Annotated in this window: 24 protein-coding genes; 14 read left to right on the forward strand and 10 right to left on the reverse strand. The window is 70.4% G+C overall.

Translation table 11 applies throughout. The features are described from left to right. Window positions 1-114 precede the first annotated feature (114 nt). Window positions 115-1,095 carry a TraB/GumN family protein gene (locus SGCZBJ_RS23640; protein ID WP_101720367.1) on the forward strand — a complete coding sequence of 327 codons (981 nt, stop codon included), beginning with the start codon at window positions 115-117 and terminating at the stop codon, window positions 1,093-1,095. Window positions 1,096-1,156: 61 nt separating this feature from the next. Here the strand turns inward: SGCZBJ_RS23640 and SGCZBJ_RS23645 are convergent, their stop codons facing one another. Beyond that, on the reverse strand, window positions 1,157-1,957 hold the full coding sequence (locus tag SGCZBJ_RS23645; protein ID WP_101720368.1) for a MipA/OmpV family protein: 801 nt from the start codon (window positions 1,955-1,957) through the stop codon (window positions 1,157-1,159). 360 nt (window positions 1,958-2,317) lie between these two features. Here SGCZBJ_RS23645 and ffh point away from each other — a divergent pair, with 360 nt between their 5' ends. The 3 genes from ffh to rimM all read left to right on the forward strand — a co-directional run bounded on the left by ffh (window position 2,318) and on the right by rimM (window position 4,992). Next, entirely contained in the window at window positions 2,318-3,841 is a 1,524-nt protein-coding gene (gene ffh / locus SGCZBJ_RS23650) for a signal recognition particle protein (protein ID WP_101720369.1), read from the forward strand. A 24-nt stretch (window positions 3,842-3,865) separates the two neighbouring features. Then, window positions 3,866-4,354 (forward strand): 30S ribosomal protein S16, encoded by a 489-nt coding sequence (gene rpsP, locus SGCZBJ_RS23655; protein ID WP_101720370.1) that lies wholly within the window; start codon window positions 3,866-3,868, stop codon window positions 4,352-4,354. Between the two features lie 86 nt (window positions 4,355-4,440). Continuing rightward, window positions 4,441-4,992 carry a ribosome maturation factor RimM gene (rimM, locus tag SGCZBJ_RS23660; protein WP_101720371.1) on the forward strand — a complete coding sequence of 184 codons (552 nt, stop codon included), beginning with the start codon at window positions 4,441-4,443 and terminating at the stop codon, window positions 4,990-4,992. Here the strand turns inward: rimM and SGCZBJ_RS23665 are convergent. Both SGCZBJ_RS23665 and SGCZBJ_RS23670 read right to left on the reverse strand, forming a co-directional pair. Continuing rightward, window positions 4,989-5,819 carry a TonB family protein gene (locus SGCZBJ_RS23665; RefSeq protein ID WP_101720372.1) on the reverse strand — a complete coding sequence of 277 codons (831 nt, stop codon included), beginning with the start codon at window positions 5,817-5,819 and terminating at the stop codon, window positions 4,989-4,991. The two genes, rimM and SGCZBJ_RS23665, sit on opposite strands and share 4 nt — an antisense overlap. Before the next feature lie 52 nt (window positions 5,820-5,871). Further along, window positions 5,872-7,227 (reverse strand): glycoside hydrolase family 27 protein, encoded by a 1,356-nt coding sequence (locus tag SGCZBJ_RS23670; RefSeq protein WP_101720373.1) that lies wholly within the window; start codon window positions 7,225-7,227, stop codon window positions 5,872-5,874. A 179-nt stretch (window positions 7,228-7,406) separates the two neighbouring features. On the opposite strand from SGCZBJ_RS23670, the gene SGCZBJ_RS23675 reads away from it, so the two are divergent. From SGCZBJ_RS23675 to SGCZBJ_RS23690, 4 genes are all read left to right on the forward strand, one after another. Continuing rightward, on the forward strand, window positions 7,407-8,462 hold the full coding sequence (locus SGCZBJ_RS23675; RefSeq protein ID WP_165799424.1) for a S41 family peptidase: 1,056 nt from the start codon (window positions 7,407-7,409) through the stop codon (window positions 8,460-8,462). A 31-nt stretch (window positions 8,463-8,493) separates the two neighbouring features. Next, on the forward strand, window positions 8,494-9,033 hold the full coding sequence (gene thpR, locus SGCZBJ_RS23680) for an RNA 2',3'-cyclic phosphodiesterase (RefSeq protein WP_101720375.1): 540 nt from the start codon (window positions 8,494-8,496) through the stop codon (window positions 9,031-9,033). Window positions 9,034-9,241: 208 nt separating this feature from the next. Then, window positions 9,242-9,706, forward strand: coding sequence for a DUF4126 family protein (locus SGCZBJ_RS23685; RefSeq protein ID WP_101720376.1), 465 nt, complete (start codon window positions 9,242-9,244; stop codon window positions 9,704-9,706). A 2-nt stretch (window positions 9,707-9,708) separates the two neighbouring features. Then, a complete protein-coding gene (locus SGCZBJ_RS23690) occupies window positions 9,709-11,097 on the forward strand; it encodes an FAD-containing oxidoreductase (protein WP_101720377.1) in 1,389 nt (462 codons plus the stop codon). A gap of 6 nt (window positions 11,098-11,103) precedes the next feature. Here the strand turns inward: SGCZBJ_RS23690 and bla are convergent, their stop codons facing one another. After that, the gene (bla, locus tag SGCZBJ_RS23695) at window positions 11,104-12,012 is read right to left on the reverse strand and encodes a subclass B3 metallo-beta-lactamase (protein ID WP_101720378.1); all 909 of its coding nucleotides are present in this window, start codon (window positions 12,010-12,012) and stop codon (window positions 11,104-11,106) included. Window positions 12,013-12,115: 103 nt separating this feature from the next. Here bla and SGCZBJ_RS23700 point away from each other — a divergent pair, with 103 nt between their 5' ends. Together SGCZBJ_RS23700 and SGCZBJ_RS23705 are read left to right on the forward strand one after the other, a co-directional pair. Then, on the forward strand, window positions 12,116-12,982 hold the full coding sequence (locus SGCZBJ_RS23700; protein WP_101720379.1) for a LysR family transcriptional regulator: 867 nt from the start codon (window positions 12,116-12,118) through the stop codon (window positions 12,980-12,982). Window positions 12,983-13,031: 49 nt separating this feature from the next. Beyond that, window positions 13,032-13,532, forward strand: coding sequence for a hypothetical protein (locus SGCZBJ_RS23705; RefSeq protein ID WP_101720380.1), 501 nt, complete (start codon window positions 13,032-13,034; stop codon window positions 13,530-13,532). A 26-nt stretch (window positions 13,533-13,558) separates the two neighbouring features. Here SGCZBJ_RS23705 and SGCZBJ_RS23710 read toward each other — a convergent pair whose 3' ends face one another. Further along, the gene (locus SGCZBJ_RS23710) at window positions 13,559-14,920 is read right to left on the reverse strand and encodes a sensor histidine kinase (RefSeq protein ID WP_101720381.1); all 1,362 of its coding nucleotides are present in this window, start codon (window positions 14,918-14,920) and stop codon (window positions 13,559-13,561) included. 26 nt (window positions 14,921-14,946) lie between these two features. Beyond that, window positions 14,947-15,342: a DUF2237 family protein gene (locus tag SGCZBJ_RS23715; RefSeq protein ID WP_101720382.1), complete on the reverse strand. Its 396-nt coding sequence runs from the start codon at window positions 15,340-15,342 to the stop codon at window positions 14,947-14,949. A gap of 121 nt (window positions 15,343-15,463) precedes the next feature. On the opposite strand from SGCZBJ_RS23715, the gene SGCZBJ_RS23720 reads away from it, so the two are divergent. Both SGCZBJ_RS23720 and SGCZBJ_RS23725 read left to right on the forward strand, forming a co-directional pair. Then, complete coding sequence (locus tag SGCZBJ_RS23720) at window positions 15,464-16,342, forward strand: HpcH/HpaI aldolase/citrate lyase family protein (RefSeq protein WP_101720648.1); 879 nt, start codon at window positions 15,464-15,466, stop codon at window positions 16,340-16,342. A gap of 11 nt (window positions 16,343-16,353) precedes the next feature. After that, window positions 16,354-17,418, forward strand: coding sequence for a hypothetical protein (locus SGCZBJ_RS23725; RefSeq protein ID WP_101720383.1), 1,065 nt, complete (start codon window positions 16,354-16,356; stop codon window positions 17,416-17,418). A gap of 108 nt (window positions 17,419-17,526) precedes the next feature. On the opposite strand, the gene SGCZBJ_RS25820 is transcribed toward SGCZBJ_RS23725, so the two are convergent. From SGCZBJ_RS25820 to SGCZBJ_RS23740, 4 genes are all read right to left on the reverse strand, one after another. Further along, on the reverse strand, window positions 17,527-17,676 hold the full coding sequence (locus tag SGCZBJ_RS25820) for a hypothetical protein (RefSeq protein WP_165799425.1): 150 nt from the start codon (window positions 17,674-17,676) through the stop codon (window positions 17,527-17,529). Between the two features lie 145 nt (window positions 17,677-17,821). Beyond that, window positions 17,822-18,865, reverse strand: a complete 1,044-nt coding sequence (locus tag SGCZBJ_RS23730; protein WP_101720384.1) for a proline iminopeptidase-family hydrolase — start codon at window positions 18,863-18,865, stop codon at window positions 17,822-17,824. A gap of 205 nt (window positions 18,866-19,070) precedes the next feature. Continuing rightward, window positions 19,071-19,415 carry a DUF5076 domain-containing protein gene (locus SGCZBJ_RS23735; RefSeq protein ID WP_101720385.1) on the reverse strand — a complete coding sequence of 115 codons (345 nt, stop codon included), beginning with the start codon at window positions 19,413-19,415 and terminating at the stop codon, window positions 19,071-19,073. Between the two features lie 41 nt (window positions 19,416-19,456). Beyond that, window positions 19,457-20,032 (reverse strand): hypothetical protein, encoded by a 576-nt coding sequence (locus tag SGCZBJ_RS23740; RefSeq protein WP_101720386.1) that lies wholly within the window; start codon window positions 20,030-20,032, stop codon window positions 19,457-19,459. 175 nt (window positions 20,033-20,207) lie between these two features. On the opposite strand from SGCZBJ_RS23740, the gene coaBC reads away from it, so the two are divergent. Together coaBC and dut are read left to right on the forward strand one after the other, a co-directional pair. Next, window positions 20,208-21,407, forward strand: coding sequence for a bifunctional phosphopantothenoylcysteine decarboxylase/phosphopantothenate--cysteine ligase CoaBC (coaBC, locus tag SGCZBJ_RS23745; RefSeq protein ID WP_165799434.1), 1,200 nt, complete (start codon window positions 20,208-20,210; stop codon window positions 21,405-21,407). Next, a complete protein-coding gene (gene dut, locus SGCZBJ_RS23750) occupies window positions 21,408-21,869 on the forward strand; it encodes a dUTP diphosphatase (RefSeq protein ID WP_101720388.1) in 462 nt (153 codons plus the stop codon). The last annotated feature ends 9 nt before the right edge of the window (window positions 21,870-21,878 follow it).

A 21,878-nucleotide genomic window follows, 5' to 3' on the forward strand; every position in this document is an offset into this window, starting at 1 on the left:
CATCGCCGACAGCCGCCGCAGACAGCCATGCGTCGGGGAACTTGCGCAAGCCACGCCCCCGTTTCGCCATCCGCCGACGCGCACTATGTCTGGCCGCAAGCAGGAGGAGCACCCATGGCCGTTTCGAGACTCGCTCGCCTTGCGGCGCTCACCGCCCTGGCGCTCGCCTTCGCCGTTCCCGTCGCGGCCCAGACGCCGACCGTAGAGCTGCAACCGGCCGATCCGGGCAGCGCCGTGGTCGAGGAACTGTTTGTCGTCGCCCGCCCGCCGGGTCCGGCCCTGTGGCTGGTCGAGAAGAACGGGGCCAAGCTCTATGTGCTCGGCTCGGCCGCGCCCCTGCCGCACCAGCTGAAGTGGGACAGCCCGCGCCTCAACCGCGCCCTCGACCAGGCCAGCCTCGTGTTGGTGCCGCCCGAGGCTTCGGTCGGGCCGATGCAGGTGACCAAGTTCTTCCTGACCGGCGGCGGCGGCGTGCGCCAGGGCTTCGGCAAGAAGCTGGAAGACCAGCTGCCGCCCGACCTGAAGGACCGCTTCGTCAAGGCCCGCACCCAGGCCCGCCGCACCGCGATCCCCTACAAGGACTGGAAGCCGGCCGTGGCGGGCTTCATCGTGCTGTCCGATTTCCGCCAGGCCGCCGGTCTGTCGGAAGCCAAGCCGGTCAGCACCATCGAGCGCATGGCGAAAGCCAAGGGCGTCAAGGTCAAGGCCATGAGCCAGTATCGCCTGGGCCCGGTGCTGGGCGCGGCCGGCAAGCTGTCGGAAGAGGCCAATCTGGCTTGCCTGCGCGACGCCCTCAACGAGATCGACTACGAGGCCCCGCGCTGGAACACGCTGGGGACCGACTGGGCCAACGGCGACATCGCCTCGGTGCGCGCCCGCTACTCGTCCAGCGCCGCCCAGCGCTGCCTGTTGCGCGCGCCCGGCGGGGCGGGTCTGCTGAACGAACAGATCGGTCAGTCGGCCAAGGCCCTGTCCGAAGCGCTGGAGCGGCCTGGCGTCACCGTCGCCGTCGTCGACCTGGCCTTTCTGCTGCCCGGCAACGGCGTGCTGGACCGGCTGAAGGCCGGCGGCGCGACGGTGACCTCGCCAAGCTAGTGGAACGCCTTTTACTCCCGTCATTCCCGCCACAAGGGCGGGAATGACGGGAAGATAAGGACTATCGCCCGATGAACCGCCGCACGACGATCAGGCCGCCGCGGTACTCGTCCTGCTGGCCATAGCGCTCGATCAGCGGGCTGTCGGCGGCCTCGCCGAGGATGCGCTCGTAGTTGGCGAACGTGCCGATGGCGTATTTGTCGCCGATCGGGGTCATCATCAGGAAGGCCACGCCCACCTGGTTCAGCCCGCCCTTGGGATCGTATTCGTTCAGGCTCGGCACGGCCGCCACGTCCTTGGCGGTGACGCCATAGAAGGTGCGGTTGGTGTTCTTGTCGCCGCCGCGGGCATAGACCATCGACTGCAGCAGGCCCACCGGCGTCACGTCCTGGCGCGACACCGAGCCCCAGAAGTCCCAGCCGTCGGAGACGCTGGTCACGTCGCGACCGATGCGGCCGCCGACGACGAAGTCCTTCCAGGTGCGCTTGTAGGCGTAGACGGCCAGGTCCGCGCCGGTGTCGGGGCTCTGGATGCCGCTGTCGGTGTCGTCTGGACCACCCCAGCGCGGGCGCAGCTGGGCGCCGACGTGCAGGGTCTCGTCGTTGATGACGTTGTAGCCCAGGCCGTCCAGGCCGTTGGCGTAGATCTTCCCCTTCCAGTGGGCGCTGCCCCAGAAGGTGAAGTTGGTCTTGTGCGGGTCCTTGCCGCCGGGGGAAAAGCCGTAGACCGGCCCGCCGCCGACATCGACCTCCCAGGTCGAGGGCGCTTCGATGGCCTTATAGGGCAGGGCCTGGGCGAGAGCCGCGGCGGGCAGGGCGCAGGCGGCCGCCGCCAGCAGGGCGATGAGAGGCTTGGTCGACATGGAGTCCTTGCGATCAGACCAGAAGAAACGGGACCCCAATCCCTGACCGCATCCCGTCGAACGCGTTCGATGAAGCCCTTAATCCTCCGCGGACGGAAAGGCAAAGGGCTTCGCGCCGGCGCCCGCCCCTCGACGAGCCCCTCGACCAGCTGGGCCCAAGCGACTCGAAATCCTTGCATTTTCCACAGCGCTCCCGCATAAGCGCGCACTTCCGGCGCTTTATCAGCAGCGCCTCCACCGTCACGACCCCGCCCCGGTAGCCCGGGACACCATGCGGACGAGGACGGCGAGGACCCCCGTCGACGTGATCGTCCACGGGGGCTGATCGCGTTTGGTCACTGTATTCAACGTGGGTTTCGCATGTTCGACGGCCTTACAGAGCGACTTTCAGGCGTCTTCGACCGCCTCGGCGGTCGCGGCGTGCTGTCCGAAAAGGACATCGACGAGGCCCTGCGCGAAGTCCGCGTCGCCCTGCTGGAAGCCGACGTCGCCCTGCCGGTCGTCAAGGACTTCATCTCCAAGGCCAAGGAACAGGCCTCGGGCGAGTCCGTCATCCGTTCGGTCAAGCCGGCCGACCAGGTGGTCAAGATCGTCTATGACGGCCTGGTCGAGATGCTGGGCGGAGACGTCCCCACCGGCCTGAACCTCGCGCTTAACCCGCCCACCATCATCCTGATGGCCGGCCTGCAGGGCTCGGGCAAGACCACCACCACCGGCAAGCTTGCCCTGCGCCTGTCGAAGACCGAGCGCAAGAAGGTGCTGGTCGCCTCGCTCGACACCCGCCGCCCGGCGGCCATGGAGCAGCTGGCGACCCTGGCCAAGCAGGTCGGCGTCGAGAGCCTGCCGATCGTGGCCGGCCAGAGCGCGCCGGACATCGCCAGGCGCGCTCTCACCGCCGCAAGGCTCAGCGGCTACGACGTCCTGATCCTCGACACCGCCGGCCGCACCACGCTGGACGAAGCGATGATGAGCGAAGCGGCGGAAATCGCCCGCATCGCCAATCCCTCCGAGACCATCCTGGTCGCCGACAGCCTGACCGGCCAGGACGCCGTGCGCACGGCCAAGGCCTTCCACGAGCGCCTGCCGCTCACCGGCCTGATCCTGACCCGCGCCGACGGCGACGGCCGCGGCGGCGCGGCGCTGTCGATGCGCCACGTCACCGGCCTGCCGATCAAGTTCCTCGGCGCCGGCGAAAAGATCGACCAGCTCGACGTCTTCGACGCCCGCCGCGTCGCCGGCCGGATCCTGGGCCAGGGCGACGTCGTCGCGCTGGTCGAAAAGGCCGCCGCCGACCTCGACGCTGCCGAAGCCGAGCGCATGGCCCGCAAGCTGGCCAAGGGCAAGTTCGACCTCGACGACCTGTCGTCCCAGCTGTCGCAGATGCAGAAGATGGGCGGCATGGAAGGCATCATGGGCCTCCTGCCGGGCGTCCAGAAGGTCAAGAAGCAGATCGCCGAAAGCGGCATCGACGACAGCATCTTCCGCCGCCAGCAGGCGATCATCAGCTCGATGACCAAGGAAGAGCGCAAGAAGCCCGACATCCTGGCGGCCTCGCGCAAGCGCCGCATCGCCGCCGGTTCGGGCGTCGACGTGGCCGAGGTCAATCGCCTGCTCAAGCAGCACCGCCAGATGGCCGACATGTTCAAGTCGATGAGCAAGGACGGCGGCAAGGGCCTGGCCCGCATGGCCGGCATGCTCGGCGGCGGCGACATGGCCCGACTGAAATCCCTCGGCGGCGGCAAGATGCCCGCCGGCGATCCCAACGCGACGGAAGGCCAAGGCCTTTCGGGGCTGCCCGGTCTGCCGGGCCTCGGGGGCGGGGCCAACCCGCTCTCCGGCCTGGGCGGCCTGCCGCCCGGCTTCAATCCGTTCAAGAAAAAATAGCTTTAGATCCAAGGACTAACGAAAATGCTGAAGATCCGTCTCGCCCGTGGCGGCGCCAAGAAGCGCCCGTACTACTCGATCGTCGTCGCTGACAGCCACTCGCCGCGCGATGGCCGTTTCATCGAGAAGGTCGGCACCTACAACCCGCTCCTGAAGAAGGATGACCCGGCGCGCGTCACCCTGAAGCTCGAGTCGATCCAAGAGTGGCTCAAGAAGGGCGCCCAGCCGACCGACCGCGTCGCCCGCTTCCTGGCCGCCCAAGGCGTTGGCGCCTGGACCGCCGGCAACAACCCGCAGAAGGCCGAGCCGGGCAAGAAGGCCAAGGAACGCACCGCCGAGCGCGCCCAGCGCGAAGAAGAGCGCCTGGCCGCCGAAGCCCAAGCCAAGGAAGACGCCAAGGCCGCCGCTGAAGCCGCCGCCGCGGCCGCCGCCGAAGCCGCTGCTGCTCCGGCCGCTGAAGAAGCTCCGGCTGAAGAAGCTCCGGCCGCCGCCGAAGAAGCTTCGGAAGGCTAAGGGATACGGCGCCGCCCTCCTGGCGAGGGCGGCGCCTTTCTCTTCTCTACCCACGACCCCGGCTTGGTCCGGAAAGACTCAAGTCGATGCCCATCTCTCCCGATGACCCGTTGATCCTGGTCGGCCGCGTGGCCGGGGGCTTTGGCGTGCGCGGCGAGGTGCGGATCTCGACCTATACCGAAGAGCCGCTGGCCTTGAAGGGCTTCAAGCGGCTCCTGCGCCAGGACGGTTCGACCGCGCTGAGCATCGGCTCGGCCCGCGCCGTCAAGGACGGCCTGATCTGCCGCTGCTCTGAGATCACCACCAAGGAAGCCGCCGACGCCCTGCGTGGCCTCAAGCTCTACGTCCCCCGCTCGGCCCTGCCCGAGCCGGACGAAGACGAATTCTACCTCACCGACCTGATCGGCATGGCCGTGCGCCACATCGCCACCGGCGAGGACCTGGGCAAGATCAAGAGCGTCCAGGACTTCGGCGCCGGCGACCTGCTCGAGATCATTCCTCCGCTCGGCGGCCAGACCTGGTACCTGCCCTTCACCCGCGCCGCCGCGCCAGAAGTGAAGCTGGCCGAACGCCTGGTGCTCGCCGACCCGCCGAACATGGTGGGCGAGCCCGAGGGCCCGCAGTCCGACGAGGACTAAGGCGCCGCCTCGGGGTTCAGCGCGATCCCCTTCACCAGTTCCGGCCAGTTCCAGCGGATCGCCATCGTGCTCCCCGCGGTCGGAAGGCCGTCGTCGCTATGAAGCGGGGCGCGCAGGACCGTCATCGCCGCCGCAACCGCCTTGGAGGCCTCCGGACCAACCTCGCCGGTCGTCCGGCAGCCCTTCAACGCGCCGTCCGAAGCGATTTCGCAGCTCATGTTGGTCACGCTCGCAAGGGCTTCCACGCCGGCCAGGATCCTCCGGGCCTGCTCGCGGTCGGGGCGCACGGGCCACGTCACCAGGCGCGGCTCGCATTCGCCTTCGCCGTCCGGACAGGCGAAGCGGTCGGACCCGTTGCGCGGCGTACCCTCCTTGACCCGCACGATCATGATGGCGTCCTCGCCGATCGCCTTGCCGTCGGGCGTCGGCTGGTAAGCGCGGATGGCGGAGCCGCCTTGCGGCGCGCCAGCGAAACTGATCGGGATCAGCCGCCGGGCGTCATCGACGGGCCTGCCGTCGCGCGTGGGCGGCACGAAGGCGAATATGACGCTCATCTTCACGGCGGCCTCGCCGAAGCCGTAGCCTTCCGGCGTTTCGGAAACCACCTTGCAGTCGACCGCCCGGCCTTCGGCGGTCAGTCGGCAATCGATCACCGCCCTGCCCGCGATCCCCTCCTTGGTGGCGCGCTCGGGATAGTACCTCGCCATACTGTTGGCGTCGGGCAGGCTACGCCATTCGGCGCGGTCGATACGTGGGGTTTCCCGCGCGTTGCAGGCGGAAGCGGCAATCAGGGCGACGCCGAGCGCCAGAACGGAACGAAGCAACATACCGCAAGCTTAACTTTAGCAAGGCGGCTGTCGACCTCGAACGTCGAGCCAGTCACCCCGCCAGTCGCAGCAGCGCCGAACCGTGCGGCGGCAGCATCCGCTCCACGCGGTCGTCGACTCGCTCAAGATCCTGCCCGCTCCACAGGTCGCGCGCCGACACGCCGCCGGCCAGACCGATCTCGCGCAGCCCGATCCCCGCCGCCTTCGGCTTTCCCGTCGTGTTGAACAGCGCCAGGTAGCGCTCGGCCGGCTTGCCCTCCGGTCGCGCCGACCAGACCCGTGTCCCGTCTTCCACGAAGTGTGGCCGGTTGCCGGTGCTCGCCTGGTTGACCGCCAGCACCTGCCGGTTGGTCAGCAGGGCGAGGGTGGCGTCGTCCAGGTGGCGCAGATCGCCGCCCATGATCAGCGGCGATCGGGCGATCGACCACAGGGTCATCAGGGTCTGCTGCTCATCGGGCGTGAACTTGCTGTCGCGCTTGCCCAGGGCCAGCCGGCCCAGCGGCAGCATGTCGGCGTCGGGCCAGGCGCCTGGGGCGCGGAAGGCGTTCCAGTTCTCCAGCCGCGTGAACTGGGCCTCCAGCATCGACCACTCGTCCCAGAAGTCGTCGGAGATGCGCCACATCTGGGAGAACCTGCGCACGTGCTCGGCGCGCGGCACGGGCGTCTCGCCCGGCGACAGGCTGAGGATCATCGGCCGGCCGGACGCCTTGATCGCCTTGTGCGCCGCCTCGATCTCGGCGGCGTGGGCGTCGTAGGGGCGACTCATGTCGTCCATCTTCACGAAGTCGACGCCCCATTGGGCGAACAGGTGGAAGACGCTGTCGTAATAGGCCTGGGCCCCGGCCTTGCGCATGTCGACGCCGTACATGTCGGGGTTCCAGGAGCAGATGCTGGCGGTCTCGGCGACGTCGGCGGCGCGGACGCCGGTTCCCAGCACCGGCAGGTTGGCCTTCACCGCCGCGCGCGGGATGCCGCGCATCAGGTGCACCCCGAACTTCAGGCCCAGCGCATGCACCTGGTCGGCCAGCGGCTTGAAGCCCAGGCCGCCGGCGCTGGACGGGAAACGATTGGGGGCGGGGAGAAGGCGGCCATGGCCGTCCATCGCCGGCTGGGGGTTGCGATTGTAGTCGTAGCTGGCCGCTTGCGGCTCGTACCACTGGATGTCGACCGTGAAGACGTCGTAGCCGAACGGCAGCAGCTTGGCGGCCATGATCCTGGCCGTCTCCAGCGCCTGGGCCTCGTTGATCGTGGTGGCGAAGCTGTTCCAGCTGTTCCAGCCCATCGGCGGGCGCGGGGCCAGCAGCGCCGGCTTGGCCGCCGGCCCCGCCGCGGCGCTCGAGCCGGCCGCCAGGCTCGCGCCCATCCCCGCCAGCAGCACCCCGCGCCGATCCATCGAGGGTCCCGTCATCGCCTGCCTCCCGCCCCGGCCGGCCTTGGCGCCGATCCTCCTGGACGGCGCTATTTGTCAGACAATTTGCCGTCCGAGCAAGCCGCCACCGACTGATGAACAATGGGTCATGACGCAAGCTTAACTGGCGTCATGCCGGCTCGCCGTGGCCCATGGTCGCCGCTCAAGAGGGACCTTCCATGCGCCGCCTGATCGCCGCCACAGCCGCCATCGCCCTGCTGGCCGCGACGCCCGCCTTCGCCGAGGATGGCGAGACCCTCAATGTCGTTCAGTCCGGCCAGGTCATCGAGGCCCTGAGCCGCAGCCTCGACGGCTATTTCGATCGGCGCAAAGCCATCGCCGTGCAGGACGCCCTGCGCGCCCGCCGCGCGCAGCTCGCCATGATCCGCGACCGCGCCAAGCTGGCCGAGGCCCTCAGCGCCATCACCGTCGGCGTCTCGGGCGATCTGCACCTGCGGGTGTCTGTGGCCACCACCAGCGCCAAGGCCGCCGCCCTGACCGACGCTGAACAGGCCCTGCTGGACCAGCGCCTGGCCTACGGCCTGATGGCCGCCCGCCGCCTGCCGGCCAATATCGGCTATCTGAAGCTGCGCTATTTCGAACAGACGGACGCCGGCGCGGACATGGTCGACGCGGCCCTGGGCCTGCTGAAGGACACCGACGCCCTGATCATCGATCTGCGCGAGAACACCGGCGGCGGCGGCGCGGCCGACGAGCGCCTGCTGGGCCACCTGTCGAAGACGCCCCTGGTGCTGGAGACCATCCGCTGGACGCAAGGCGACGGCCGCGTCGAGGTCCAACAACGGAAGGTCCGCCAGGGGCCCGGCGCGCCGCTCTATGCCGACAGACCGGTCTTCGTGCTGACCGCCGCCCGCACCTTCTCGGCCGCAGAGGCCTTCGCCTACAGCCTGAAGGCCAACGGCCGCGCCGTGCTGATCGGCGAGAAGACCCGCGGCGGCGGCAATCCCGCCAACCGCCCCTCGCCGCCGCTGGGCTTCGGCCTGGTGGTCTTCGTGCCCAACGGCCAGGTCGTGCATCCGCTGACCGGCGCCGGATGGGAGGCCGTCGGCGTGGTCCCCGACGTCGCCACCGCCCCGGACGCGGCCCTGACCGAGGCCTACCGCCGCGCCCTGGCCGTGGCCAAGCCGCTGGTCTCGACCCCGAAGTCGGAGAAGGAGCGGGCCGACGCCGTGGCCGACCCGGCCGCGACGCTCATGGCCGACCAGACGCTTTGAGCTCCGCCAGGAAGACGTCTAGGCTGGCGGCATGATCCGCCTGTTCACCGCGATCGCCATCCCCTCCGAGATCGGCGCGCCGCTCCAGTCCCGACAATCCGGCATCGAAGGCGCCCGCTGGCGGCCGCTGGAGGCCTTCCACATCACCCTGCGCTTCATCGGCGACGTCGCCGAACCGGTGGCCGCCGACCTCGACGAGGCGCTGGCTGAGATCGAGGCGCCGGCGTTCGACCTGGAGCTCAAGGGCGCCGGCCATTTCGGCGAAGGCGCCGACATGCACGCCGTCTGGGCCGGGGTCGAGGACGAGCCCTTGCTGCGCCGCCTGCAGAAGGCCAACGAAAGCGCCGCCCACAAGGCCGAGTTGAAGCCCGAGACCCGGACCTACCACCCGCATGTCACCCTGGCCTATCTGAAGCGCGCGACCGCGCCCGAGGTCGGCGCCTGGATCCAGCGCCACAACCTGCTGCATTCGCCGCCGTTCCACGTCGATCGCTTCGGCCTCTATTCCAGCTGGCAGACCAAGGAAGGCTCAGTGTACCGGCTGGAGCGGGAGTACCCGCTGAAGGGCTGATCGGAAGATCCTCCCCCGTGGGGAGGCGGCCGAAGGCCGGTGGGGGGCCGTTTTCAGCTTCCGCTGAAGGGTTGGGCGTCGCGGCTTCTCCCCCCACAGGGGGCGGTTCCATCGGGCGAACCACAGCCGGAACATCCAAGCCCGACCCCGCCTCTTGCGGTTTGCTCCCGGAGCGCGCCTGATCGCGGCGACGCTCGGGAGTTCTCGCATGACCCTCTACGTCCTCGCCCTGCTCATCGGCGTGATCGCCGGCCTGCGGGCCATGACCGCCCCCGCCGCCGTCGCCTGGGGCGCGCATCTCGGCTGGATCCCGCTGGCCGGCACGCCGCTGGCCTGGCTGGGCGGCAATATCGCCACCTGGATCTTCACCGCCCTGGCGGCGGTCGAGCTGATAACCGACCAGTTGCCGATGACCCCCAGCCGCAAGGTCCCGCCGCAGTTCGGGGCGCGCATCGTCGCCGGCGGCTTCTCGGGCGCGGCCATCGGCTTCGCCGGCGGCGCGTGGATCGTCGGGGCGATCCTGGGCGTCATCGGCGCGGTGATCGGCACCCTGGGCGGCGCCGAGCTGCGCGGCCGCCTGGCCAAGGCCTTCAAGCGCGACACGCCCGCGGCTCTTGTCGAAGACGTGATCGCACTGGGCGGCGCCTATCTGATCGTCTCGGCGGTTTCGTGAGCATGACCTTCGACGCCATCATCATCGGGGCCGGCCAGGCCGGGCCTTCGCTGGCCGGCCGCCTGACCGCCGCCGGCTGGAAGGTGGCCCTGGTCGAGCGCAAGCTGTTCGGCGGCACCTGCGTCAACACCGGCTGCATGCCGACCAAGACCCTGGTGGCCAGCGCCTATGCCGCGCACCTGGCCCGCCGGGCGGCCGACTACGGCGTCGTGCTGCAAGGCTCGGTCGGCGTCGACATGAAGGCGGTCAAGGAACGCCAGCAGACCGTGGTCCGCAACGCCCGCGGCAATGTCGAGACATGGCTGAAGGGGATGGACGGCCTGACCGTCTTCGAAGGCCACGCCCGCCTGACCTCGCCCACCACCGTCGAGGTCGACGGCCAGGTGCTGGAGGCCCCGAAGATCTTCCTCAATGTCGGCGGCCGCGCCAACGTCCCGGACATGCCCGGCGTCAACGACATCTCGTATCTCACCAATGTCGGCATGATGCAGCTGGACGTGCTGCCCGAGCACCTGGTGATCGTCGGCGGCAGCTATATAGGGCTGGAGTTCGCCCAGATGTACCGGCGCTTCGGCGCCCAGGTGACCGTGGTCGAGATGGGGCCCCGCCTGATCGGCCGCGAGGATCCGGAGGTTTCCGACGCCGTTCGCGAGATCCTGGAGGCCGAGGGCGTCACGGTGCGGCTGAACGCCGAGTGCATCAGCTTCTCGCCCTGCAAGACGGAAAGGGGCGAAGAGGGCGCCTGCGTCCACGTCTCCTGCCAGGAAGGCGAGCCGGCCGTGAAGGGCTCGCACGCCCTGCTGGCCGTCGGCCGCAGACCCAATACCGACGACCTGGGGCTGGAGGCGGCCGGCGTCGCCGTCGACAAGCGCGGCTATGTCACGGTCGACGACACCCTGCGCACCAACGTCCCGTCGATCTGGGCCATGGGCGACTGCAACGGGCGCGGGGCCTTCACCCACACCGCCTACAACGACTTCGAGATCATCGCCGCCAACCTGCTGGATGACGATCCTCGGAAGGTCACCGACCGCCTGACCGCCTACGCCCTCTATACCGACCCGCCGCTGGGCCGGGTGGGGATGAGCGAGGCCGAGGTCCGCAGCTCGGGCCGCCCGGCCCTGGTCGGGACACGCCCGATGACCCGCGTGGGCCGCGCCATCGAGAAGGGCGAGACGAAAGGCTTCATGAAGGTGCTGGTCGACGCCGAGACCAGGCAAATCCTCGGCGCCGCCATCCTGGGCGTCTCGGGCGACGAGGCGATCCACGGCGTTCTGGACGTCATGTACGCCAAGGCGCCCTACACGGTCCTGCAACGCACCGTGCCGATCCATCCGACGGTGTCGGAGCTGATCCCCACGGTGCTGGGCGAGCTGAAGCCGCTGGAATAGGGGCGACTAGCCGCCCGCCCGCTCCTTGGCCAGGCGCGCGTCCAGCCGCGCGGCGTAGCGGTCGGCATAGGTTCGGCAGGCACCGGGATCGACGAACGGGTTGGGCTTCTCAGCCCGACGGGCGCGCGCCAGCCGCTCGTCGCCGCCCGACTGGTCGGGGTGGGCGCTGATCAGCACGTCGCACTTCAGGCCGCGCATCACGTCGAAGCTGCGGCGAAAGCTCGCCACGACGCCTGCGTTCTTCGGGTCCGAGAACCGGTAGCCGTCGGACGACACCGGATTGAGGCTGGAGCCGAACACCACCGCCTTGCAGTCGCGCCGCTCGCACGAGGTCCAGGTCCAGCTCATGCTGCCGGCCGTGTGGCCCGGCGTGGCGCGGGCGGTGATGGCCACGTCGCCGAGCCGGATGACCTCGCCGTCCTTGACCACCCGCAGCTTCGTCACCGCCGGAAAGGGGACGAGATCCGCGCGCTGGGGGTCGTCATCGCCCGGCCTGCCGCGCCGTAGCGCCTCGGCGGCCGCGGCGCTGGCCACCACCGTCGCGCCGCTGTCGCGGGCCAGGGCGGCGAGGCCTCCGGCGTGATCGTAGTGCGGCTCGGTGCTGAGGATCAGCTTGATGTCGGTGACCTTGAAACCCAGCGCCTTGATGTTGCCCTCGATGGCCGGCACGGCCTGGGGCAGGGCGGCGTCGACCAGGATCAGGCCCTGGCTGGTCCTGATCAGCCCGACGCTAAGACCCGAGAAGCCCACAACGTAGCTATTGCCGTAGACCTTGATCGGCGCCTCGCTCCCCAGCCAGCGGGCCGCGTAGGCCGGCTCGATCGGTGCCAGCAGGGGATCATGCGCCGCCGCTGGTCCACTCACCGCCATCAATGCTCCGGCCACGCCCAGACCCGCGATCCACTTGGTGTTCATGCCGCTCTCCCCTTCGGTTGGCGCGGCGAACCTGCCGATCGCAAGGGTCGGCGACAAAGCATCATATCTGGACGGAGCCATTAGGCTGGTTCATGCCTTGGCCATGGATCGCGCCCAGCTTCCCCTCAACGCCCTGCGCGCCTTCGAGGCCGCCGCCCGGCACCTGAACTTCACCCGCGCCGCCGTCGAGCTGTGCGTCAGCCAGGGCGCCGTCAGCCACCAGGTCGCCCAGCTGGAGGCGCGCCTGGGCGTCTCCCTCTTTCGTCGCCTGCCGCGCGGCCTGGCCCTGACCGACGAGGGCCAGGCCCTGGTCCCGGTCCTGGTCGACGCCTTCGACCGCATCGGCGCTACGCTGGACCGCTACAGCGACGGGCGCCTGCGCGAGGTGCTGACCCTGGGCGTGGTGGGATCGTTCGCCACAGGTTGGCTGCTGCCCAGGCTGGACGCCTTCCGCCGCGCCTGTCCTGAGGTCGACCTGCGGGTGATGACCAACAACAACCGCGTCGACCTGGCCGGCGAGGGCCTGGACCTGGCTATTCGCTTCGGCGACGGGGCCTGGCACGGCGTCCATGCCGAACCGGTCCTGACCGCGCCGCTGACGGCCCTGTGCGCCCCCGCCATCGCGCAGCGGCTGTCGAGCCCCGGCGACCTGGCCCGCGAGACCCTGCTGCGGTCGTATCGCGCCGACGAGTGGCCCCGCTGGTTCGCCGCCGCCGGCGCCGAAGCCCCGCCGCTGCGCGGACCGATGTTCGACAACTCGGTGCTGATGGTCGCCGCCGCCGTGGCCGGGCAGGGCGTGGCCCTGGCTCCCGCCGCCCTGTTTGCGCCCGAGCTGGCGGCCGAGCGCCTGGTCCGCCCCTTCGCCGCCGAGGTGGTCACCGGCCGCTACTGGCTGACACGGCTGCATTCGCGCCCCGACGGCGCGGCCATGGCCGCCTTCCGCACCTGGCTGCACGACGAAATCGGATAGACGCGCGAGCCGCGTTGCGGGCCGGGCGATCACGGCGCACCCTTCGATCATGTCCGCCTCCGCCGCCCTTCTTCTGGCCCTGGCCGTCGCCTCCGCCCAGGCGTCGGAGCCGCTCGACGCCTGGACCAATGTCCGCATCGAGCAGGAGATCGACGGAAGCTGCGCGGAGATCCGGGCAGGGCGGTCGCTCGATCGTCCCGCCATGATCATGGACGGCGTGTGCCATGGCTGGCGGTCCGAGACCTGCGGCGACCGTATCTGGTTCCAGGCCAGGGGCGTGGTGCAGGACCAGGCCCAGGTTCTGTTCGCCCGGACCGACGGCGTGCTCGACGTCGCCCGGCTGATCGACGACGAGGTCGCCCGTCGCTGGCCGGACCGCGAGGTGCTGCATCTCGAATTCACCAGCCTTAGCTGCGGGGCGGACGGGCTCGTCGCCCGCTACGTCGGCTCGCACGTGAAGAGCGAGGGCGGACCGGCCGCCGGCATCGCCGGCGAAGTGCGGATCGGCGGCCCCTCAGACCATGCCCTTACACTGAAGACAGGGCGCTGAAGCCCCGGCGCTGAGCGGCCCGGACCTCAGGCCGCCAGCGGCAGCACCACGCTGAAGGCCGAGCCTTCGCCCGGCCGGCTGTCGACGCCCAAGCGCCCGCCATGGGCCTCGACGATGGCCTTGCTGATCGCCAGGCCAAGGCCGTTGCCATGGGCGGCGGCGGCCTCGCCCTGCCAGTGGCGCTCGAAGACCCGGGCGGCCTGCTCGGGGCTCATGCCCCAGCCGGTGTCGCGCACCTCGACCACCACGGCCCCGTCCGCCACCCGGCTGGACAGCGACACGGTCCCGCCCGGCTCGGTGAACTTGATGGCGTTCGACAGAAGGTTGGCCACCACCTGGCCGATGCGGCCCTCGTCGGCCTCAAGCAGCGGCTGCGCCGCGTCGGGGGTGTAGGCGAAGTCCAGCCCCTTGCGGGCCGCCGACAGGGCGAACTGGTCGGCGATGTCCGCCAGCAGCCGGCGCAGGTCGACCGTCTCCTTGGCCAGAACCAGGCCGCCGGCCTCGATCTTGGAATGGTCGAGGATGTTGCGGATCAGCCGCCGCATGGTCTCGGTGGCCAGCAGGATGGCCTCGACGCCCGAGCGCACCTTGGGCTGCTGCTCGACGCCGGGCTGGGCCAAGAGGTTCTCGCTGGCGAACAGGATGGTGGTGATGGGGTTGTTGAGGTCGTGGGCCACCACCTCGACCGCCTCCTTGCGGGCCAGCGAGATCGCCTTCTCCCGCTCGGCCAGGCGGGCTGCGACCCGGTCGTAGCCTCGCTTCTGCTCAACCAGCCGCAGCAGCAGGCGGCCCAGGAAGGCGCAGAACACGAAGGCGCAGAGCGAGGCCAGCACCAGCACTCCGAACACGCCGCGCACCACAGCCTGGTTATGGGTTCGCTCGGCCTGGTAGCGCGCCGCCGACCTCTCCGTGAAACGGTCGATCGCCGCGTCGATGCTGCTGGTCAGCGGACCGGCGTTGTTCTGGAAAAAGGCGTTGGCGCCGCTCATCGTGCCGCCGTCGAGGCGCCGGGCGACGCCGGCCCTCTGCAACACCAGCAGCCGGCGTTGCAGGGTGGAAACTTGGTCCAGCGCCGCGCGCGTCTCGTCGTCGCGGGCCAGCGCCTTCAGGTCGCCGACGATGGCGTCGAAACGGCGATTGGAGCGCTCCAGCTCGACCAGCAAAGTCTTGTCGCCGTTGATGACGATGACCGGCACCAGCGAGTTCTGGCGCATCTTCTCGCCGCGCAGGTCATGAGCGAGGATCACGGTGCGGGTATAGACGGCGTCCAACTGGTCCTGCACGGCCGAGAAGCGGGCCAGGAAGAACAGCGAGGCGGCCAGCAGCGGCAGGAAGGCCAGGGCGATCGCCCCCACCAGCACCAGCAGCCTGCGTTCATAACCGACCATCCGGGATCCTTCCGGCCTTGCGCGGGTCAGACCGCCGCGTGGTCCTTCAGCACCCCCAGCGACACGATGGCCAGGGTCTCCTCGTGGGTGGCCTCGAGGATGACCTGCGGGGCCATGCCGGCGTCCAACGCCTCGCGCCAGCGACCGGCGCAAAGGCACCAGCGGTCGCCGACCTTGAGCCCCCGGAAGGCGAACTCCGGACGCGGGGTCGACAGGTCGTTGCCGGTGGCCTTGGAGAAGGCCAGGAACTCTTCGGTCATCACGGCGCAGACCGTGTGCAGGCCAAGATCGTGCGGCCCCGTTTCGCAGCAGCCGTTGCGGTAGAAGCCGGTCACCGGGTCGAGCGAGCAGGGGATCAGTTCCCCGCCCAGCACGTTGCGGGCCGTTTCGTCGTAGCGCGTAGGAGCCGGTTGCGTGGTCATGGCGCCAGCTTAACCCCGTTTCCCCCTTTCCCGCCATGGCTTCGCCCGCCGCGAGATCGACGCTTCCCGTCCCACGCGGCGGATGCTTTACAGTAGCTGTCCCGTCAGGATGATCCCCGCCATGACCGACCTCGCCCGGCCGCGCCGCAGCGCCCTCTACATGCCCGCCTCCAACGCCAAGGCCGTGGAGAAGGCGCGCACGCTCGACGCCGACGTGATCATCCTCGACCTGGAGGACGCGGTGGCCCCCGAGATGAAGCTGGCCGCCCGCGAGGCCGCCGTCTCGGCGGTGAAGGCCGGCGGTTTCGGCCCGCGAGAGATCGTCATCCGCACCAACGGCCTCGACACGCCCTGGGGGGCCGACGACCTGAAGGCCGCCGCCGAGGCCGGCCCCGACGCGGTGCTCGTGCCCAAGGTCAATGACGCCGCCGACGTCCACGCCTATGAGGCGGCCCTGCACGCCGCTCCGATCCACACCCGGCTGTGGACCATGATCGAGACCGCCAAGGCCGCCTTTCACCTGTGGGAGATCGGCGAGGCGGCAAAGACCACCCGGCTTTCGGCCTGGGTGATGGGGGTCAACGATCTGGCCAAGGAGATGCGGGCGCGGCAGACCCCGGGCCGCGAGGCCTTCCTGCCGATCCTGTCGCTGGCGGTCGCCGCCGCGCGCGGACACGGCCTCTCGATCCTCGACGGGGTGCACAACGACATCGAGGATCTGGCCGCCCTGGAAGCCGTCTGCGGCCAGGCCGTCGATTTCGGCTTCGACGGCAAGACCCTGATCCATCCCAAGCACCTGGAGATCTGCAACCGCGCGTTCTCGCCGTCGGACGACGAGATCGCCTGGAGCCGGGCGGTGATCGCCGCCTTCGCCGCGCCCGAGAACGCCGGCAAGGGCGCCCTGCGGGTCGAGGGCAGGATGGCCGAGCGGCTGCACCTGGTTCAGGCCCAGCGGCTGGTCGCCGTTTCCGAGGCCATCGCCGCGAAGACGGCGGGCTGATAAGGACCCTCATGCGTCGCCTTCTCGCCGTTTCCCTGTCCGCCCTGCTGTCGTTTCCGGCCACCGCCCTGGCCCAGGCGCCCGCTTCCGAGGTGGTGACGACCAACCCGTCCGCTTCGACCCCGGCCCAGGCGATCCCGCTTGTTGACGCCCCGCCGGCCGGCGGCCAGGCCGCGCCCTCTCCCAGCTCCGGGCCCGCCGCTCCGCAGGTCGCCGCGCCACAAGCCGCCGCGGATCCCCTGGCCGACCTGATCGCCGCCAGCGGCCCGCAGACCACCGACGAGGAAGACGAGGCGCCGCCCACCGCGCCCGCGCCGCGCCACAAGCCGACCATCCTGCCGATCCCCGCGCCCGAACCGGCGACTCCGACCACAGCCGGCGGCGCGATGAGCGTCGAGCAGGCCTATGAGCTGCGCGTGAAGGGCTCGATCGCCGCCGCGCAAGGGCTGCAAGGCCCGCTGGACGGCGGCTGGATCCTGCGCGACGCCGACGGCGTGGCCCTCTATTCGCTGCAAATCGCCGATCCGGCCGGCGGCTACGGACCCGTCGAGGGCGCCTGGCGCGACCTGCGCCGCCCCGGCGCGGTCGGCTCCACCGGCCTGATCGACAGCATCGAGCGCACCTATTACGGCGGCGCGGCCGTGCGTTTCATGCCCCGGGCGGGCGTCGGCTCGACCCTGGCGCTGAACGTCGGTCCCGACGGGTCCTGGAGTGGTCGCCTGACCCAGGACGGCGCGGCCCCAACCAGCATCGCCATCGAGCGCACCGGCGCGCCGGTCCTGCCGGCCGGCTACGCCGTGGCCGCGCGCGGACCGGTGATATGGCCGCCGCGCGCCGCGCCGACCGCCGCGCGCACCGCCTCGGCCGCTCCGGCCCGGGCCGCGCCCTGCTCGACCAGGGGCAAGAAGGGCAAGGCCCTGAAAGCCGCCAAGGACAAGTGCGCCGCCGCCGCTAAGAAGGGCGGCGGCAAAGGCAAGACGACCGCCCGCTCGGGCAAGGCCGGCAAGGGCAAGGCGGTCAAGCCGGGGAGCCGCAAGAAGACCGCCGCGGCCGGCGCCCGCAAGAGGCGGCGGTAGACCTGGCCCGGCCGCAGGCGAACGACGGCCAGGCCCCCGCGCCCCCTTCCGCCCCGCCCAAGCCCTTACTGGGAGTCCATGGCGGGGCGTACGACAACCGATGAACCGTCAGGGCAACGCGATCGTGCGGTAGTCGGGATTCTGCGCGGAGGCGATGGCCAGCGCCTGCTCCGGCGTAGCGGCATCGACAGAAATCGTCTTGTCCGGCGCACCAACCCCGTCTTTCGCGAAGTATAGATTTACAACGTAAGTATTCATGGAATTGTATCCTTTTAAAATGCTTCCAATTGAACGCGCGTTATCGCGCACGTCCTATTCTCAGGATCTCATAAGGCAGCGTTGAATTTCAATATGGTTAGGCGGAGAGGCGTATTTTTCTGGACACCGGCCATCCGGACTTCGCTCAGTCCGGCCGGTCGCGCCGCCGCAGCCACTGGCGCAGCACGGCCACGGTCTCTTCCGGCCGGTCGGTGAAGGTCGCGTGGCCGGCGCCGGGCACGACGGCCAGTTCCGATCCCCTGGCCCGGCGGGAAAAGGCGATGGTCGTGGCCGGCCGAGCCTCGTCGTACTGGCCGACCATGAAAAGGGTGCGCGGGCCGTCCAGGCGGTCGAGCAGGGGCTCGCCGTCATAGGCCTTCAGCGTGCCGGTGGCCGAGAACTCGGTCGCGCCCCACATCGTCTTGTAGAGCACCGGATTGAAGCCCCGGTCGCCTGTAGGCCGGTAGGCGCGGTGCGCCGGCGAGGGCGGCTCGCGGGTCAGGAAGGCGGTGTAGAAGGCGTCGGTCGCCGCATCGCAGGCCGCCGAGAACGCCTTGTCCGATGGCGAGGGCGGCGCTGCTTCGCAGCGGGCCAGCTGGTCCTGCACGGCCGCGGGCAGGTCGCCGCGCAGCAGGTTGGCGTCGGCGATCCAGCTGCGGGTCGAGACCAGCGGACTGGCCAGCACCAGGCTGGCCAGGGCCTGTAAGCGGCGCGCGCCGTACTCCAGGGCCACCGTGCCGCCCCAGCTGTGGCCGAGCACATGCCAGCGGGGGATCTTCAAGCCCTCGCGCACGGCCTCCAGTTCGTCGACGAACCGGCCCACGGTCCAGTTGGCCGGGTCCATCGGATGATCGGAGAGGCCGCTGTCGAGCTGGTCGTAGAGGATCACCGCCCGTTCGTCCGCCAGCGCCAGGGCGTCGAGGAACCCCGAGTGCGTGCCGCCCGGCCCGCCATGGACCATGACGATCGGCGGCGGCGCGGCGCCCGCCAGGGCCGCATCGAGGTCGCCGTTGATCCGCACATAGACCCGACCGCCGGGGACCGGCAGGCGCACCTCGCGGTCCGGCTTCGGAAAGGTCGCCAGCAGGGGTCGCGCGGCGTCCGCCCAGGCTCCGCCTGCAACGGCGGACGACAGGGTCGTGGTTCCCGCGGCGGCCAGCAGGCCCAGCAGCTTCCGTCGCTCGATCACGCTCTTCCCCACATGCCCTCATGCCCTCACGCAGCCGGCCGTCCGGGCCGGCGCCGCGCCAGGCGTCCGGACGCGCCGGAGACTTGCTCCAAGCCGCATCCGGCCATCCGACCGCCGGCACGGTCGAACCTTCGCCCTAGCCGTGCGTCCATCGCGCGACTGTGACACGGCGCACGGTCAACCGCGACGCCAGCTCCTGTTTTCGTCAGTGCGCCTTGGCTTGGCCGGCCTCGGGCTCGTCGTCGCGCGACCGCTTCAGGCCGCCGCTGATCGGCGAGCTGGGACTGGCCAGCTCGTCGCGCATCGCCTCCAGCAGGACGTCGACCACCTCGACCGGATCCCGGTTATAATAGTCCGACAAGCCCCGCCCGAGATGACGCAGCAGGTCGGCCAGCATCATGCCCCAGGCCCGCGCCTCGTCGATCGGCGTCTCGTCATAGACCCCGATGCGCAACGCGCAGTGCAGGCCGTGCTCGGCCACCCAGATTCGCGCCAGCTCGGTGGCCGCTGGATCGCGCATCGCCGCGTCCGGGATCGGCTGTTCCTTCATGCCTCCGCCCCCCCAATGTCTGGTCCTAGTCCTGGTCCTGCTCAGCCGGCGCCGTCCTGGCCGCGCCGCTCGGACGCCGCCGTGCGGCGGGCCGCCCCTTCCTTCTGGCGACGCCAGTAGTCGGCCCCGTCGTCGGGCTTGAACATGGTGCGCGGCGCCCCGGCCCGGGTGACCACGGCGAAGACGTTGCCGGCAGGGTCGTAGATCAGGGTGTCGCCGTTCGTCCGCTTCAGGGTCTGGACCCCGGCCGGCGGCTTGGCCACGAAGGCGTGGGTCTTGCGCACATAGTCGTCTACGTCGCGGGCGCCGAAAGCCTCGCCGAACCGCTCGAAGCCGCGCTGGGCGTTTTCCTCGGCGCTGCGGGTGCGGTTGGCGGCCCACATCGGCCGGCCGGCGATCAGCCGCACCGGCGCATCGCGTGGATCGGCCGCCTGCCGCGCACTCGCCGACGCGTCGGCGACCTCGCGCGAGACCGGCGCGCCGCCGCCGCTGTTGGTTCCCTCGCTCGACGCGACCTGGCCGCCCTTGGGCGCCTTCACCGCCGAGGCCCCGCCGTCACAGGCCGCCAGCAGCAAGGCCGGCAGGGCCAGAAGTCCGAAACGCCACGCTCCCGTCATGATCGCCACACCTCGTTATTTACCACCTTAACGATTAGTGAACGAAAAAAGAACGCGAGTCGAGTCCCACCGTTAAGCTTTCCGCCTTCCGAAGCGCGCCGCGATTGCCTGCGGGCGCGAGGCGCTCTATGCGCGGAGGGGAACCGGCGAACGAGAGGCCTTCAAGGTGAGCGACATCCCGGGCGGCAAGCGCGTGCTCCTGATCGTCGGCGGCGGCGTGGCGGCCTACAAGGCCCTGGAGCTGACCCGCCTGCTGCGCAAGGCCGGGATCGGCGTGCGGCAGATCCTGACAAAGGCCGGCGCCGAATTCGTCACCCCGCTGTCGCTGGCGGCGCTGAGCGAGGACAAGGTCTATGACGACCTGTTCTCGCTGACCGACGAGGCCGAGATGGGCCACATCCAGCTGTCGCGCTCGGCCGACCTGGTGGTGGTCGCCCCCGCCACCGCCGACCTGATCGCCAAGGCCGCCAATGGCTTGGCCGGCGACCTGGCCTCGACCACGCTTCTGGCCACCGACAAGCCGGTGCTGATGGCCCCGGCCATGAACGTGCGGATGTGGCTGCACCCGGCCGTGCAGCGCAATGTGGCGACCCTGAAGGCCGACGGCGTGTCGTTCGTCGGCCCCGACGAAGGGGCCATGGCCTGCGGCGAGTTCGGACCCGGACGCCTGGCCGAGCCGCCGGAGATCTTCGAGGCGATCGTCACCATGCTGCGCGGCCCCGCCGCCCGCCCCCTGGCCGGCAGGCACGCCCTGGTCACGGCCGGTCCGACGTTCGAAGCGATCGACCCCGTGCGCGGGATCACCAACCGTTCCAGCGGCCGCCAGGGCTACGCCATCGCCGAAGCGCTGGCCCGCCTGGGCGCGCGCGTCACCCTGGTCAGCGGCCCCGTGGCCTTGCCCACGCCGCCGGGGGTGACCCGCGTCGACGTCGAGAGCGCCCGCCAGATGCTGGCCGCCTGCGAGGCTGCCCTGCCGGCCGAGGTCGGGGTGTTCGTCGCCGCCGTCGCCGACTGGCGCGTGGACGAGGTGTTCGGCTCCAAGCTGAAGAAGGACAAGGGCGGCCCCCCGGCCCTGACCTTCGTCGAGAACCCCGACATCCTGGCGACCCTGGCCGCCTCCGGTCCCGATCGGCCGAAACTGGTGGTCGGCTTCGCGGCCGAGACCGACGACGTCGAGGCCCATGCCCGCGCCAAGCTGGCCCGCAAGGGCTGCGACTGGATCATCGCCAACGACGTCACCGAGCCGGGCGTCATGGGCGGAACCGAGAACGCGGTCCTGCTGATCGCCAAGGACCATACCGAACGCTGGGAGCGCGCGTCCAAGGACGCCGTCGCCCAGGCCATCGCCCAACGCATCGCGGAAGCCCTGACCTAAATGACCACCACGCCCCACATTCCCGTCGTCCAGCTGGCCCACGCCCACGGCCTGCCGCTGCCAGCCTACGAGACGGTCGGCGCCGCCGGCATGGACCTGCGCGCCGCCGTCGAGGAGGACGCCCCCCTGACCCTGAAGCCGGGCGCCCGGTTCATGGTGCCGACCGGTCTCGCGTTCGCCGTGCCGCAGGGCTTCGAGGCCCAGGTGCGGCCACGCTCGGGCCTGGCGGCCAAGGCGGGGATCACCTGCCTGAACTCGCCGGGCACGATCGACAGTGACTATCGCGGCGAAGTGAAGGTGATCCTGGCCAATCTGGGCGCCGAGGACTTCGTCATCCGTCGCGGCGATCGCATCGCCCAGCTGGTGATCGCCCCGGTGGTGCAAGCCGCCTGGAGCCTGGTGGCCGCCCTGGACGACACCGACCGCGGCGCCGGCGGCTTCGGCTCGACCGGCGGCCGCTGAGGCCTGCGG

Source organism: Caulobacter zeae, from assembly GCF_002858925.1.
GTDB lineage: Bacteria > Pseudomonadota > Alphaproteobacteria > Caulobacterales > Caulobacteraceae > Caulobacter > Caulobacter zeae.

Bases quoted from the DNA above. Each gene is read 5' to 3' on its own strand.
- SGCZBJ_RS23640 (WP_101720367.1), top strand. From the start codon at position 115: ATGGCCGTTTCGAGACTCGCTCGCCTTGCGGCGCTCACCGCCCTGGCG.
- SGCZBJ_RS23645 (WP_101720368.1), bottom strand. From the start codon at position 1,957: ATGTCGACCAAGCCTCTCATCGCCCTGCTGGCGGCGGCCGCCTGCGCC.
- ffh (WP_101720369.1), top strand. From the start codon at position 2,318: ATGTTCGACGGCCTTACAGAGCGACTTTCAGGCGTCTTCGACCGCCTC.
- rpsP (WP_101720370.1), top strand. From the start codon at position 3,866: ATGCTGAAGATCCGTCTCGCCCGTGGCGGCGCCAAGAAGCGCCCGTAC.
- rimM (WP_101720371.1), top strand. From the start codon at position 4,441: ATGCCCATCTCTCCCGATGACCCGTTGATCCTGGTCGGCCGCGTGGCC.
- SGCZBJ_RS23665 (WP_101720372.1), bottom strand. From the start codon at position 5,819: ATGTTGCTTCGTTCCGTTCTGGCGCTCGGCGTCGCCCTGATTGCCGCT.
- SGCZBJ_RS23670 (WP_101720373.1), bottom strand. From the start codon at position 7,227: ATGACGGGACCCTCGATGGATCGGCGCGGGGTGCTGCTGGCGGGGATG.
- SGCZBJ_RS23675 (WP_165799424.1), top strand. From the start codon at position 7,407: ATGCGCCGCCTGATCGCCGCCACAGCCGCCATCGCCCTGCTGGCCGCG.
- thpR (WP_101720375.1), top strand. From the start codon at position 8,494: ATGATCCGCCTGTTCACCGCGATCGCCATCCCCTCCGAGATCGGCGCG.
- SGCZBJ_RS23685 (WP_101720376.1), top strand. From the start codon at position 9,242: ATGACCCTCTACGTCCTCGCCCTGCTCATCGGCGTGATCGCCGGCCTG.
- SGCZBJ_RS23690 (WP_101720377.1), top strand. From the start codon at position 9,709: ATGACCTTCGACGCCATCATCATCGGGGCCGGCCAGGCCGGGCCTTCG.
- bla (WP_101720378.1), bottom strand. From the start codon at position 12,012: ATGAACACCAAGTGGATCGCGGGTCTGGGCGTGGCCGGAGCATTGATG.
- SGCZBJ_RS23700 (WP_101720379.1), top strand. From the start codon at position 12,116: ATGGATCGCGCCCAGCTTCCCCTCAACGCCCTGCGCGCCTTCGAGGCC.
- SGCZBJ_RS23705 (WP_101720380.1), top strand. From the start codon at position 13,032: ATGTCCGCCTCCGCCGCCCTTCTTCTGGCCCTGGCCGTCGCCTCCGCC.
- SGCZBJ_RS23710 (WP_101720381.1), bottom strand. From the start codon at position 14,920: ATGGTCGGTTATGAACGCAGGCTGCTGGTGCTGGTGGGGGCGATCGCC.
- SGCZBJ_RS23715 (WP_101720382.1), bottom strand. From the start codon at position 15,342: ATGACCACGCAACCGGCTCCTACGCGCTACGACGAAACGGCCCGCAAC.
- SGCZBJ_RS23720 (WP_101720648.1), top strand. From the start codon at position 15,464: ATGACCGACCTCGCCCGGCCGCGCCGCAGCGCCCTCTACATGCCCGCC.
- SGCZBJ_RS23725 (WP_101720383.1), top strand. From the start codon at position 16,354: ATGCGTCGCCTTCTCGCCGTTTCCCTGTCCGCCCTGCTGTCGTTTCCG.
- SGCZBJ_RS25820 (WP_165799425.1), bottom strand. From the start codon at position 17,676: ATGAATACTTACGTTGTAAATCTATACTTCGCGAAAGACGGGGTTGGT.
- SGCZBJ_RS23735 (WP_101720385.1), bottom strand. From the start codon at position 19,415: ATGAAGGAACAGCCGATCCCGGACGCGGCGATGCGCGATCCAGCGGCC.
- SGCZBJ_RS23740 (WP_101720386.1), bottom strand. From the start codon at position 20,032: ATGACGGGAGCGTGGCGTTTCGGACTTCTGGCCCTGCCGGCCTTGCTG.
- dut (WP_101720388.1), top strand. From the start codon at position 21,408: ATGACCACCACGCCCCACATTCCCGTCGTCCAGCTGGCCCACGCCCAC.